The sequence below is a fragment of the Streptomyces boluensis genome (genome assembly GCF_009908195.1).
Classification (GTDB): domain Bacteria; phylum Actinomycetota; class Actinomycetes; order Streptomycetales; family Streptomycetaceae; genus Streptomyces; species Streptomyces boluensis.
On sequence record NZ_JAAAHS010000197.1, the window covers coordinates 1 to 13,962 of the forward strand.

Genomic DNA, 13,962 nt, shown 5'->3' on the forward strand with positions numbered 1-13,962 from the left:
GGGTTGAGGCGGGTCGGGTCGAGGTACCGAGTCGCCTCAGGGACGTGAAACCCCCGCAACCGGAAGCCTCAGCGAGCCGAGCCGCCGCTCAAGGGGCGTAAGTGCGGCCCTCGATCCGCGCGAGCCGCCGCCCCAACTCCTGGGCCCGGCGCAGCACACGGCCCACGCCGCGTACCCGGCCCGCTCCGGGGTTCCCCTCGGCGCTCCGGCAGGCGGAGTCGGGCGCGCACCACAGTCCGGAACCCTCCTCGTGCCCGGCGACCGGCGGGACGGCGAGCGGGAACGAAAGCGCCGCCCGTACGTCGGGTGACGTACGGGCGGCGAGTACGGGAGAGGCGGCGGTGCGACAGTTCGCGGCGCGACGTCCGAGGCGGTCGCCGGAGAGCGCCGCGGCCACGGATATCGGTACGAACAGTGCGGAGGCCACGGCGGCGAGAGCGGCCGCGCGGCGCTGATGGTTGACCATGTCCGCCACGTTGCCGTCTGGCGCGGGGCGCGGCACGGGCACCGCCGCCATCCGGGTGTGCCCACCGCCCGCACCCCGTCCCGGCCGCGCCTACAGCAGCGCTGACCTGCGCATACCTTCGGCCGTACGGCCATGGGCACGAGGGCGCCGGGCGTGCGGGCCGTGCCGGGGAACGCCGCGGCGGCGCCCCGTACCCGGAGCGCCGCCGTGAGCCTCGGCCCTGAGGCCGGTCGACCGGTTCAGTGGGCCGCCGACTCCCAGTCCGGCCCGACGCCGACCGAGACGTCGAGCGGGGCGCGCAGGCTGACCGCGTCGGCCATCTCGCGGCGCACCAGCTCCTCGACCTGCTTCCGCTCGCCCGGCGCGATCTCCAGGACGATTTCGTCGTGCACCTGGAGCAGCATCCGCGAGGACAGCTCCGCCTTCTCGAGGGCCTGGCCGACGCGCAGCATCGCGATCTTCACGATGTCGGCGGCGGTGCCCTGGATCGGGGCGTTCAACGCCATCCGCTCGGCGGCCTCGCGGCGCTGGCGGTTGTCGCTGTTCAGGTCCGGGAGGTACCGGCGGCGGCCGAGCACCGTCGCCGTGTACCCGGTGGCGCGGGCCTCTTCGACGACGCGGTGCAGATAGTCGCGGACGCCGCCGAACCGCTCGAAGTACGTGTCCATCAGGCCGCGCGCCTCGGACGCCTCGATGTTCAGCTGCTGGGACAGCCCGAACGCCGACAGGCCGTACGCCAGGCCGTACGACATGGCCTTGATCTTGCGTCGCATCTCGGCGTCGACCTGGTCGCCGGGGACGCCGAAGACCTGCGAGGCGACCGTGGTGTGCAGGTCCTCGCCGGAGGCGAACGCCTCGATGAGGCCCTCGTCCTCGGACAGGTGGGCCATCACGCGCAGTTCGATCTGGCTGTAGTCCGCGGTCATCAGCGACTCGAAGCCCTCACCGACGACGAAGCCGCGGCGGATCGCGCGGCCCTCGTCGGTGCGCACCGGGACGTTCTGCAGGTTCGGGTCCGTGGAGGACAGGCGGCCGGTGGCGGCGACGATCTGGCTGAACGAGGTGTGGATCCGGCCGTCCGCCGCGATCGTCTTGATCAGGCCCTCGACGGTGACGCGGAGCTTGGCCTGCTCACGGTGGCGGAGCATGATCACCGGGAGTTCGTTGTCCGTCTGGGACGCGAGCCAGGCCAGGGCGTCGGCGTCCGTCGTGTACCCGGTCTTCGTCTTCTTCGTCTTGGGCAGGCCGAGCTCACCGAAGAGGACTTCCTGGAGCTGCTTGGGCGAGCCGAGGTTGAACTCGTGGCCCGCGGCGGCGTGCGCCTCCTTCACGGCCTGCTGCACGGCGCCCGCGAACTGCTGCTCCATGGCCTCCAGATGGGCCCGGTCGGCGGCGATACCGACGCGCTCCATGCGGGCGAGCAGCGCCGATACGGGCAGCTCCATGTCGGTGAGCAGTCCGGCCGCGCCGACCTCCGGAAGGCGCTCGCCGAAGGCGGTGCCCAGGTCGAGGATGGTGCGGGCCTGGTGCATCAGGGCGTCGGCCGCGGCGGTGTCGTCCGCGCCGAAGGCGAGCTGGCCGTCGGCCTCGGCGGCCGGGGCGAGCTCACGGCCGAGGTACTCGAGGGACAGCGCGTCCAGGGCGAAGGAGCGGCGGCCGGGCTTGACCAGATAGGCGCCGAGGGCGCTGTCCATGGCGATGCCCTCGATGGTCAGACCGTGCTCAGCGAAGACCCGCAGGGCGCCCTTCGCGTCATGCACGACCTTGGGCTTCGCCGGGTCGGCCAGCCAGCGCGCGAACGCGTTCTCATCGGCCTCGTCCAGGTCGGACGGGTCGAACCAGGCGGCCGCTCCCCCGGCGGCGGCGAGCGCGATCTCGGCGACCGCGCCGGTGCCGAGCTTCCAGGAGTCGACCGTCGCCATACCGAGGACGGCCTCGCCGTGCTCGGCGAGCCACGGGGCGAGCTCACCGGAGCCGATGACCGTGCCGTCGATCTCCACGCCGTCCGCCGTCGGCGCCTCGTCGGTCTCCTCCGCGCCCGGGTCGACGGCGAGGAGCCGCTCGCGCAGCGAGGGGTTGCGGATCTCCAGGGTGTCGAGGACGACGGCGACGGCCTTGCGGTCGTACGCCGCGCGCTCCAGGTCCTCGACGGTCTTCGGCAGCTCCACGTCCCGCACCATCTCGGTGAGGCGGCGGTTCAGCTTGACCGCGTCCAGGTGGTCGCGGAAATTCTGCCCGGCCTTGCCCTTCACCTCGTCGGCGCGCTCCACGAGCTCCGCGAACGAACCGAACTGGTTGATCCACTTCGCGGCGGTCTTCTCGCCGACGCCGGGGATGCCCGGCAGGTTGTCCGACGGGTCGCCGCGCAGGGCCGCGAAGTCGGGGTACTGGGCGGGCGTCAGGCCGTACTTCTCCTGGACCTTCTCCGGGGTGTACCGGGTCAGTTCGGAGACTCCCTTGGTGGGGTACAGCACCGTGACGTGGTCGGAGACCAGCTGGAACGAGTCGCGGTCGCCGGTCACGACGAGCACGTCGAACCCGGCCGCCTCGGCCTGCGTGGCGAGGGTCGCGATGATGTCGTCCGCCTCGAAGCCGTCCACCGCGAACCGCTCGGCGTGCATCGCGTCGAGCAGCTCGCCGATCAGCTCGACCTGGCCCTTGAACTCATCGGGCGTCTTGGAACGGTTCGCCTTGTACTCGGTGAACTCCTGGGAGCGCCAGGTCTTGCGGGAGACGTCGAAGGCCACCGCGAAGTGCGTGGGCTCCTCGTCGCGCAGCGTGTTCGCCAGCATCGACGCGAAGCCGTAGATCGCGTTGGTCGGCTGGCCCGTCGCCGTCGTGAAGTTCTCCGCGGGAAGCGCGAAGAACGCCCGGTACGCGAGTGAGTGCCCGTCCATGAGCATCAGGCGCGGGCGCTTGCCGCCTGCGGCGGTCTCGGAGGGGCCGGGGGTCTTCTTCGCTGCTGTCTCTGCCACGTCCCCGATCCTGCCACGCCCCACTGACATTCCTTCCCGCATCTGCCTTCCGGTACGTGGTCGCCCTGGCCGGTACGTGAAGCGGCGCCGTCGCCCCCCCCCAAGTACAACCCGTCGCCCTGCGGGCTCGTCTTCTGGCGCCAGACAGGCTTGATCTTTCCTGCCCGGTGTGGGCAGGCCGGGGCCTGCCCACACCGGGCAGACTTATAGAAAGCCCGTCCGGCGATTGAGGACGAGCCCGCAGGGCGATCCCGGCGGCGGCCACTTCAACGGCACGAGTGCGGCTCCACGCAACCACACCCGAAATCGACCGTGCGAGGATCGCCATGTACGAAGACAGTGACTGTTCGAAGGAGACCGGTCATGGCAGGCAAGCCCCCTTCCGGCGATCCCGTCCAGGACGCCCCGCAGGTCGAAGGCCCCAAGCACGCGGCCGCCGGGCTGCCCGCCATCGGGCACACGTTGCGCATGGCCCAGGAGCAGATGGGGGTGCGGCGTACCGCGCTCACCCTGCTCCGGGTCAATCAGAAGGACGGTTTCGACTGTCCCGGCTGCGCGTGGCCGGAGCCGGAGCACCGGCACAAGGCGGAGTTCTGCGAGAACGGCGCGAAGGCGGTCGCGGAGGAGGCCACGCTGCGCCGGGTCACACCCGACTTCTTCGCCGCGCACCCGGTCGCCGATCTGGCCCGCCGCAGCGGGTACTGGCTAGGGCAGCAGGGCCGCCTCACCCACCCCATGTATCTGGCCGAGGGCGCCGAGCGGTACGAACCGGTCACCTGGGAGCGGGCGTTCGACATCGTCGCCGACGAGCTGGACGCGCTGGGCTCCCCGGACGAGGCGCTGTTCTACACCTCGGGCCGCACCAGTAACGAAGCGGCGTTCCTGTACCAGTTGTTCGCCCGCGAGTTCGGCACGAACAACCTGCCGGACTGCTCCAACATGTGCCACGAGTCGTCGGGTTCCGCGTTGACGGAGACCATCGGCATCGGCAAGGGCAGCGTTCTCCTGGAGGACCTGTACAAGTCGGACCTGATCATCGTGGCCGGGCAGAACCCGGGCACGAACCATCCGCGGATGCTCTCGGCCCTGGAGAAGGCCAAGGCGAACGGCGCGAAGATCATCACGGTCAATCCGCTGCCCGAGGCGGGCATGGAGCGCTTCAAGAACCCGCAGACCCCGCAGGGCATGCTCAAGGGCACCGCCCTGACCGACCTGTTCCTGCAGATCCGGCTCGGCGGCGACCAGGCCCTGTTCCGCCTCCTCAACAAGCTCGTCCTCGACACTGAAGGTGCCGTCGACGAGGACTTCGTACGCGAACACACCCATGGATACGAGGAGTTCGCCGCCGCCGCGCGGGACGCCGACTGGGACGAGACGCTGGCCGCGACCGGTCTGGACCGGGCCCGGATCGAGGAAGCCCTCGCCATGGTGCTCGCCTCGGAGCGCACGGTGGTGTGCTGGGCGATGGGCCTGACCCAGCACAAGCACTCCGTGCCGACGATCCGCGAGGTCGTCAACTTCCTGCTGCTGCGCGGCAACATCGGCCGTCCGGGCGCGGGCGTGTGCCCGGTGCGCGGGCACTCCAATGTGCAGGGCGACCGCACCATGGGCATCTTCGAGCGGCCCGCACCGGCGTTCCTCGACGCCCTGGAGAAGGAGTTCGGTTTCGCCCCTCCGCGCGAGCACGGCCTGGACGTGGTGCGCGCGATCCGGGCACTGCGCGACGGCGAGGCGAAGGTGTTCTTCGCCATGGGCGGCAACTTCGTGTCGGCGTCGCCCGACACCGAGGTGACGGAGGCGGCGATGCGCCGCGCCCGCCTCACGGTGCACGTCTCGACGAAGCTGAACCGCTCGCACGCGGTCACCGGTGCGCGCGCCCTGATCCTGCCGACGCTCGGCCGTACGGAGCGCGATCTGCAGGGTGGCGGCGAGCAGTTCGTGACCGTCGAGGACTCCATGGGCATGGTGCACGCCTCGCGCGGCCGCCTGGAGCCGGCCAGTGGCCACCTGCTGTCGGAACCGGCCATTGTGAGCCGTCTCGCCCGCCGCGTCCTGGGTGAGCGGAGCGCCACCCCGTGGGAGGAGTTCGAGAAGGACTACGCGACGATCCGCGACCGCATCTCGCGCGTGGTGCCCGGTTTCGAGGACTTCAACGCGCGCGTGGAGCGGCCCGGCGGCTTCACGCTGCCGCACGCCCCGCGCGACGAGCGCCGCTTCCCGACCGCCACCGGCAAGGCCAACTTCACGGCGGCCCCTGTGGAGTACCCCGAACTCCCCGAGGGGCGGCTGCTGTTGCAGACGCTGCGCTCGCACGACCAGTACAACACCACGATCTACGGGCTCGACGACCGCTACCGGGGCATCAAGAACGGCCGCCGCGTCGTCCTGGTCAACCCGGCCGACGCCCGCGACCTTGGCGGCCTCGCCGACGGCGCGTATGTCGACCTGGTCAGCGAGTGGTCGGACGGGGTGGAGCGACGTGCCACCGGCTTCCGTGTCGTGCACTACCCGACGGCGCGTGGCTGCGCGGCGGCGTACTACCCGGAGACCAACGTCCTGGTCCCGCTGGACGCGACCGCGGACACCAGCAACACCCCGGCCAGCAAGTCCGTCGTCGTACGCCTGGAGGCGCGCCCGTAGCCGTACGCGTCACCACGCGCGCGTGGTGCCACCCGCCCGCCGCGGACCCGTCCGACAAGGCCCCGCGGCAGACCGGTCGGACGGTCTGGAACAATCGGCAACCGTCTAAGCGTTTGCTCAGGCGACGGCAGGGTGCGGCAGTGGCCCGAAACCGCCGCCATCACGACGACGAACTGGAGCCGAGGCCCATGGGCGAGAAGCACACCGTCAAGTTCCCGCAGGAGATCGTCGACGAGTACGCCTCGCTCGGCGTCGACCTGCCCGCCCTGTTCTCCGCCGGGCACCTCGGTACCCGTATGGGCATCGAGATCATCGAGGCCGCGCCGGACCGGGTCGTCGGCACCATGCCGGTCGAGGGCAACACCCAGCCCTACGGCCTGCTGCACGGCGGCGCGTCCGCGGTGCTCGCGGAGACCCTCGGCTCCATCGGCTCCATGCTGCACGGCGGCGCCGGCAAGCTCGCCGTGGGCGTCGACCTCAACTGCACCCACCACCGCGGCGCGCGCTCCGGCCTGGTCACCGGCGTCGCCACGCCCGTGCACCGCGGCCGCTCCACCGCCACGTACGAGATCGTCATCACCGACGAGCAGGACAAGCGGGTCTGCACCGCGCGCCTGACCTGCCTGCTCCGGGACGTCGCGCCGGACGCGGGACAGGGCCCCGAGGCGGGCTGACGGCACGGACACCACGCACCCGCGAGCGGGGCACGCCACCTCAAGTGGCGTGCCCCGCTCGCGCGTTGAGGCCCCGGTCCGCCGTGCGTCGAGGCGCCGGTCCACTCGCGCCCGGGACGCGAACCGGGACACCACCGGGTACGCGGACCCGGACACCGCCGAGACGCGAACCCGGCCGCCGGAAAGCATTGCCCAGCGCCACACAGCCCGTTACGGTCGCCGCATGAGGCGCCGAGGCCCGCGACGAGCGGCCGCGCGCCCCACGGGCCGGACAGCGCCCGCGAACTGACGGCCCGACAGGCCTGACGAAAGCGCGCAGAACGCCATCGCCGCAGCGCGCCCGCCGAGGCCGTCCGGCGCAATTCCGCCCCCTCGGCGCCGTTACGCTGAGTAAGGGGAAATGGCTCTGCCGACACAATCCGTTCACAGAATCCGGGCCACCGAAATCCGGCATTCACACACCGGAATCCACAGTGGCCGTCAGTACCAAGATCAGCTCAAGCCCCTTAGTGGACCCCTGAGCGGAACTGCGCATTCTCACCATGTGAACCGCAGCAAGGTCGCCAAGAAGTCCGTTTGGCCCGCACTGCACCGCCGCCGATTCACCTCGCATAACAAGACAGTCACATCCTGCCCTTCCCTGCTCCCACAGTCCTTCACCTGCGCTTAGAGTCACCGCCAGTCACCGCGCCGCCGGGCGCGAACTGAATTGCACGGCCCTGTACCACACCCAGTACGGCCCGGCGATCACACGGCACCTCACAACAGAGGAGGCCGCGCCAGGGAAAGGACCAAGCGTGCGACACCGTTCCTTGCTCATACTCACCACGGCACTGACCACCGGGGCACTCACACTTACCGCCTGCGGATCGCGCGACGAAGGAAAGGGCGGCGGAGACAGCGGCAAGACGACCGTGGTCATCGGTGTCGACGCACCCCTGACCGGCGACCTTTCCGCGCTCGGCCTCGGCATCAAGAACTCCGCCGACCTTGCCGTGAAGACCGCGAACAAGGAAGGCACCGTCGAAGGCGTCGAGTTCAAACTCGAATCCACCGACGACCAGGCCCAGCCCTCCGTCGGCCAGCAGAACGCCCAGAAGTTCATCAGCAACAAAGAAGTTCTCGGCGTCGTCGGACCACTGAACTCCAACGTGTCCCAGTCGATGCAGAAGCCCTTCAACGACGCGGGCCTCGTCCAGGTCTCCCCCGCCAACACGGGTACCGAACTCACCCAGGGCGACGGCTGGAAGACCGGCGACCGCAAGCGCCCCTTCAAGACCTTCTTCCGCACCGCCACGACCGACCAGGTCCAGGGCGACTTCGCCGCCAAGTACCTCTACAACAAGGCGAAGATCAAGCAGGTCTACATCATCGACGACCAGAAGACCTACGGCGCCGGCCTCGCCGCGTCGTTCAAGGACACCTTCACCAAGCTCGGTGGAAAGGTCGTCAAGACCGACCACATCAACCCCGAGGACCGCGACTTCAACTCCGTCGTCACCAAGGTGAAGAACTCCGGCGCCAAGGCCGTCTACTACGGCGGCGAATACCCCGCCGCAGGCCCCCTCAGCCAGCAGCTCAAGGACAGCGGAGCCAAGATCCCGCTCATGGGCGGCGACGGCATCTACAGCGCCGACTTCATCAGCCTCAACAAGAAGGCCCAGGGCGACCTCGCCACCTCCGTGGGCAAGCCCGTCGAACTCCTCGACTCCGCCAAGACCTTCATCGAGAACTACAAGAAGGCCGGATACAAGGACGCCTACGAGGCCTACGGCGGCGGCACCTACGACGCCACCTGGTCCATCATCGAAGCCGTCAAGATCGCCGTCGAAGAGAACGACGGAAAGCTCCCCGAGGAAGCCCGCGCCAAGGTCCTCGAATCCATGGCAAAGGTCAAGTTCGACGGCGTCACCGGAAACGTCTCGTTCGACGAGTACGGCGACACCACCAACACCATGATGACCGCCTACCAGGTCGACGGTAAGGCGTGGAAGCCCGAGTTCAGCGGCGCCTACAAGCCCGAATAAAAAAACCCGGGCCCTCCCGGCCGAACGGCATTGACCCAGACCGCGCGGGAGCGCTACGAGCGCTCCCGCGCGGCGCCATATCCGAACCACTCCACGGAGGCCTTGCGGTGAACGAACTGCCGCAGCAGCTGGCCAATGGACTCATCCTCGGCGCGATGTACGGTCTCATCGCGATCGGCTACACGATGGTCTACGGCATCGTCCAGCTCATCAACTTCGCCCACGGCGAGATATTCATGATCGGGGGCTTCGGCGCCCTGACCGTACATCTCATGCTCCCCGACGGCTTCTCCCTCGCCGCCGCCATCCCCCTCATGATCATCGGGGGCATGATCTGCTCAGTCGCCGTCGGCACCGCAGCCGAACGCTTCGCCTACCGCCCCCTGCGCGGCGCACCACGACTGGCCCCCCTCATCACCGCCATCGGCCTCTCCATCCTGCTGCAGCAAGCCGTCTGGAAGTGGTACCCGGACGCCAAGAAGGACCGTTCCTTCCCCCAGTTCGACGGCGAACCCCTCAGCGTCCTCGGCGCCAACATCCAGATCGGCAGCCTCTTCGTCCTCGTCGCCGCACCCATCTGCATGCTCGCCCTCGGCCTCTTCGTCAACAAGACGCGCTCCGGCCGCGGCATGCAAGCCACCGCACAGGACCCCGACACCGCCAAGCTCATGGGCATCAACACCGACCGCATCATCGTCATGGCCTTCGCCATCGGCGCCGCGTTCGCCGCCATCGCAGCCGTCGGATACGGGCTCCACAACGGCCAGGTCGGCTTCAAAATGGGCTTCATCCTCGGCCTCAAAGCCTTCACCGCAGCCGTACTCGGCGGCATCGGCAACATCTACGGAGCCATGCTCGGAGGCCTCGTCCTCGGCATCGCCGAATCCCTCGCCACCGGCTACATCGGCGACATCCCCGGCATGGAACTCTTCGGCGGCGGCGCCTGGAAGGACGTCTGGGCCTTCAGCCTCCTCATCCTCGTACTGCTATTGAGGCCACAAGGTTTGCTCGGCGAACGCGTCGCGGATCGGGCGTGATACCCATGACCACCGACACCACCACCCCGAGCACCCACACCACCCCGGTGCTCCCCCTGCCCACCACCGCGGCCCGCGCCGGCGTCCTCACCGGCGCCGCCCTCGCCCTCGCCGGCACCTTCCTCGCCTGGACCCAGAGCGACGCATTCCCCGGCAACCTCACCGTCACCGGCTACCCCGGCGGCCTCCAGGTCATCACCCTCGTCGGCGCCGCACTCACCCTGCTCCTCGCCCTCTCCGGCATGGGCATCCGCGGCCTCGGCTGGCTCACACCCGGCGGCAAGAACAGCCCCGTACGCCTCACCGCACTCGGCGTACTCGGCACCACCGCCTACGCCATGACCGCCATCTCCGCCCAACTCGGCGGCACCATCAACCTCGAACCCGGCGCCTGGATATCCGGCACCGGCGCCCTCATCGCCGCCGTCGCAGCCTTCGGCCTCCCCGCCGACCTGCCCGCCGACGACACCATCACCGGCTTCCGGGCCCGCTTCAAGCACGCCCTCAAAGCCCCCACACCCGGCCGAGCCAAAGAACTCCCCAACTCAGCCGAAATCCTCATCATCGCCGCCGCGTTCGGAACAGGCCTCTACGTCTTCGCCTACGGCATCGACGCCTACTCCGAACTCTTCGTCGGCTTCTTCATCACCACCGCACTCGTGGCCACCGCACTCTTCCGCGCCGGCCTCATCGCACGACTCAACCGCCTCACCGCGAAACACCGCACCATCACCCTCACCGCAGCACTCATCGCCGCGGCCTGCTTCCCCTTCACCCAGACCGACGAGTCCTACGCCCTCATCGGCGCCAACATCCTCATCTTCGCGACCGTCGCCCTCGGCCTCAACGTCGTCGTCGGCCTCGCCGGACTCCTCGACCTCGGATACGTCGCATTCCTCGGCGTCGGCGCCTACACCGCAGCCCTCGTCTCCGGCTCCCCACAATCCACCTTCGGCATCCAATTCCCCTTCTGGGCCGCCGTCCTGGCCGGAGCCGCCGCCTCACTCATCTTCGGCGTCCTCATCGGAGCCCCCACCCTGCGGCTACGCGGCGACTACCTCGCCATCGTCACCCTCGGCTTCGGCGAAATCTTCCGCATCACCATGAACAACCTCAACGGAAGCGCAGGACCCGACGTCACCAACGGCTCCCAAGGCATCCCGAACATCCCCGACCTCGAACTCTTCGGGTTCAACTTCGGAATGCCCCACGACATCGCCGGCTTCACCCTCGGCAGATCCGGCAACTACTACCTGCTGATGCTGCTGTTCACCGCCGTCGTCGTCATGGTCTTCCGACGCTCCGGCGAATCCCGCATCGGCCGCGCCTGGGTCGCCATCCGCGAAGACGAAACCGCCGCCACCGCCATGGGCATCAACGGCTTCCGCGTCAAACTCATCGCCTTCGCACTCGGCGCCACCCTCGCCGGATTCGCCGGCACCGTACAGGCACACGTCTCGTACAGCATCACGCCCGAGCAGTACCTCTTCGCCAACACCGTGCCCCCCAACTCGGCGTTCCTCCTCGCCGCAGTCATCCTCGGCGGAATGGGCACCATCAGCGGACCCCTCATCGGCGCCGCACTGCTCTACCTCATCCCCGCCAAACTGCAATTCCTCGAGGACTTCCAGCTCATCCTCTTCGGACTCGCCCTCATCCTCCTCATGCGATTCCGGCCCGAAGGACTCGTCGCCAACAAGCGCGCCCAGCTCCAATTCCACGAGAACGACCAACTCGACGTACCGGAACAACGAACCGACACCACAGCCGTCGGCACCGCCAAGGCGGGGGCGTGACCACCATGACCACAAACACCACCGTCCTCGAAGCCAGCGACGTCACCATGCGCTTCGGCGGACTCACCGCCGTACGCTCCGTCGACCTCACCGTCAACAGCGGCGAGATCGTCGGCCTCATCGGCCCCAACGGCGCAGGCAAAACCACCTTCTTCAACTGCCTCACCGGGCTCTACGTCCCCACCGAAGGCAAGGTCTCCTACAAGGGCACCGTCCTGCCGCCCAAGCCCCACCTCGTCACCAGCGCAGGCATCGCCCGCACCTTCCAGAACATCCGGCTGTTCGCCAACATGACCGTCCTGGAAAACGTCCTCGTAGGACGCCACACCCGCACCAAAGAAGGCCTCTGGTCCGCCCTCCTGCGCGGCCCCGGCTTCAAGAAAGCCGAAGCCACATCCAACGAAAAGGCCATGGAACTCCTCGAGTTCATCGGCCTCGCCCACAAAGCCGACCACCTCGCCCGCAACCTCCCGTACGGCGAACAACGCAAACTCGAGATCGCCCGCGCCCTCGCCAGCGAACCCGGACTCCTCCTCCTCGACGAGCCCACCGCGGGCATGAACCCCCAAGAAACCCGCGCCACCGAAGAACTCGTCTTCGCCATCCGCGACAAGGGCATCGCGATCCTCGTCATCGAGCACGACATGCGGTTCATCTTCAACCTCTGCGACCGCGTCGCCGTACTCGTCCAAGGCGAGAAACTCGTCGAAGGCACCTCCGAAGTGGTCCAAGCCGACGAACGCGTCGTCGCCGCCTACCTCGGCACCCCCTTCGAAGGCGCCCCCGGCGACGAAGAAGTAGCCGAAGTCGAAGCAGCGGAAGCCGCCTCCGCCACCACATCGAAAGAAGCACCCAGCACCAACACCCGCACGGAGGACGGCCAGTGACCGCACTACTCGAGGTCGAAGACCTCAAGGTCGCCTACGGCAAGATCGAAGCCGTAAAAGGCATCTCCTTCAGCGTCGAAGCCGGCCAGGTCGTCACCCTCATCGGCACCAACGGCGCAGGCAAAACCACCACCCTGCGCACCCTCTCGGGACTCCTCAAGCCGCTCTCCGGGAACATCACCTTCGACGGAAAACCACTCGCCGGCGTACCCGCACACAAAATCGTCGCGATGGGCCTCGCCCACTCCCCCGAAGGCCGCCACATCTTCCCGCGGCTCACCATCACCGACAACCTCCGCCTCGGCGCCTACCTCCGCGACGACAAGGACGGCATCGAAAAAGACATCCAGCGCGCCTACGACCTCTTCCCCATCCTCGGCGAACGTCGAAAGCAAGCCGCGGGAACCCTCTCGGGCGGCGAACAGCAAATGCTCGCCATGGGCCGCGCCCTCATGTCACGCCCCAAACTGCTCATGCTCGACGAACCCTCCATGGGCCTCTCCCCGATCATGATGCAGAAGATCATGGAGACCATCGTCGAGCTGAAATCCCAGGGCACGACGATCCTCCTCGTCGAACAGAACGCACAGGCCGCACTCTCCCTCGCCGACCACGGCCACGTCATGGAGATCGGAAAGGTCGTCCTCTCCGGCACCGGCCAGGACCTCCTCCACGACGAATCCGTCCGCAAGGCGTATCTCGGCGAGGACTGAACCACCCGGCACCCCCGGTACATATACGAAGAGGCCCGCCCCGGCAATCCGGGGCGGGCCTCTTCGAACGTACGGAAAAAGTCGGCTACTTCGCCTTCTTCTCCTCGGAATCCTCAATGACAGCCTCAGCCACCTGCTGCATCGACATCCGGCGGTCCATCGACGTCTTCTGAATCCAACGGAACGCGGCCGGCTCCGAAAGCCCGTACTCCGTCTGCAGAATCGACTTCGCCCGGTCCACCAGCTTCCGCGTCTCCAGACGCAGCGAAAGGTCCGCGACCTCCTGCTCCAGCGCCTTCAACTCCGTGTACCGCGACACGGCCATCTCGATCGCCGGGACCACATCGCCCTTGCTGAACGGCTTCACCAGATACGCCATCGCACCCGCGTCCCGCGCCCGCTCCACGAGGTCGCGCTGCGAGAACGCGGTCAGCATCAGGACGGGGGCGATCGACTCCTCAGTGATCTTCTCGGCCGCCGAGATGCCGTCGAGCACGGGCATCTTCACGTCCAGGATCACCAGATCGGGACGGTGCTCACGCGCCAGCTCGATCGCCTTCTGCCCATCACCGGCCTCACCGACGACGGAGTACCCCTCCTCCTCGAGCATCTCTTTGAGGTCGAGGCGGATCAGCGCCTCGTCCTCAGCGATGACGACACGGGTCGTCAGAGGAGGCACGTGCGACTTGTCGTCGTCGGGCTGGGGGGACTCGGGGGAGGTCACGGGGGCTCCTCGTCATGGGGCAG

General features: G+C 68.4%; 10 protein-coding genes. 7 read left to right on the forward strand and 3 right to left on the reverse strand.

What is annotated here, in order from left to right; translation table 11 throughout:
• Positions 1-88 precede the first annotated feature (88 nt).
• Positions 89-466, reverse strand: coding sequence for a hypothetical protein (locus tag GUY60_RS22760; protein ID WP_223178724.1), 378 nt, complete (start codon positions 464-466; stop codon positions 89-91).
• A gap of 239 nt (positions 467-705) precedes the next feature.
• Positions 706-3,441, reverse strand: coding sequence for a DNA polymerase I (gene polA / locus GUY60_RS22765; protein ID WP_161700750.1), 2,736 nt, complete (start codon positions 3,439-3,441; stop codon positions 706-708).
• Positions 3,442-3,804: 363 nt separating this feature from the next.
• On the opposite strand from polA, the gene GUY60_RS22770 reads away from it, so the two are divergent.
• The 7 genes from GUY60_RS22770 (at position 3,805) to GUY60_RS22800 (ending at position 13,215) form a co-directional block, all read left to right on the forward strand.
• On the forward strand, positions 3,805-6,081 hold the full coding sequence (locus GUY60_RS22770) for an FdhF/YdeP family oxidoreductase (protein WP_161700752.1): 2,277 nt from the start codon (positions 3,805-3,807) through the stop codon (positions 6,079-6,081).
• 188 nt (positions 6,082-6,269) lie between these two features.
• Entirely contained in the window at positions 6,270-6,755 is a 486-nt protein-coding gene (locus GUY60_RS22775; protein WP_161700764.1) for a PaaI family thioesterase, read from the forward strand.
• A gap of 812 nt (positions 6,756-7,567) precedes the next feature.
• Positions 7,568-8,782, forward strand: coding sequence for a branched-chain amino acid ABC transporter substrate-binding protein (locus GUY60_RS22780; protein ID WP_161700766.1), 1,215 nt, complete (start codon positions 7,568-7,570; stop codon positions 8,780-8,782).
• A gap of 107 nt (positions 8,783-8,889) precedes the next feature.
• Positions 8,890-9,819 (forward strand): branched-chain amino acid ABC transporter permease, encoded by a 930-nt coding sequence (locus GUY60_RS22785; RefSeq protein ID WP_161700754.1) that lies wholly within the window; start codon positions 8,890-8,892, stop codon positions 9,817-9,819.
• Positions 9,820-9,824: 5 nt separating this feature from the next.
• Positions 9,825-11,615 (forward strand): branched-chain amino acid ABC transporter permease, encoded by a 1,791-nt coding sequence (locus GUY60_RS22790; RefSeq protein ID WP_161700756.1) that lies wholly within the window; start codon positions 9,825-9,827, stop codon positions 11,613-11,615.
• A 5-nt stretch (positions 11,616-11,620) separates the two neighbouring features.
• Entirely contained in the window at positions 11,621-12,502 is an 882-nt protein-coding gene (locus GUY60_RS22795) for an ABC transporter ATP-binding protein (RefSeq protein WP_161700758.1), read from the forward strand.
• Entirely contained in the window at positions 12,499-13,215 is a 717-nt protein-coding gene (locus GUY60_RS22800) for an ABC transporter ATP-binding protein (protein ID WP_161700760.1), read from the forward strand. The genes GUY60_RS22795 and GUY60_RS22800 overlap by 4 nt, the downstream gene beginning before the upstream one ends.
• Positions 13,216-13,300: 85 nt before the next feature.
• Here GUY60_RS22800 and GUY60_RS22805 read toward each other — a convergent pair whose 3' ends face one another.
• Positions 13,301-13,939 (reverse strand): ANTAR domain-containing response regulator, encoded by a 639-nt coding sequence (locus tag GUY60_RS22805; RefSeq protein ID WP_161700762.1) that lies wholly within the window; start codon positions 13,937-13,939, stop codon positions 13,301-13,303.
• Positions 13,940-13,962: the final 23 nt, after the last annotated feature.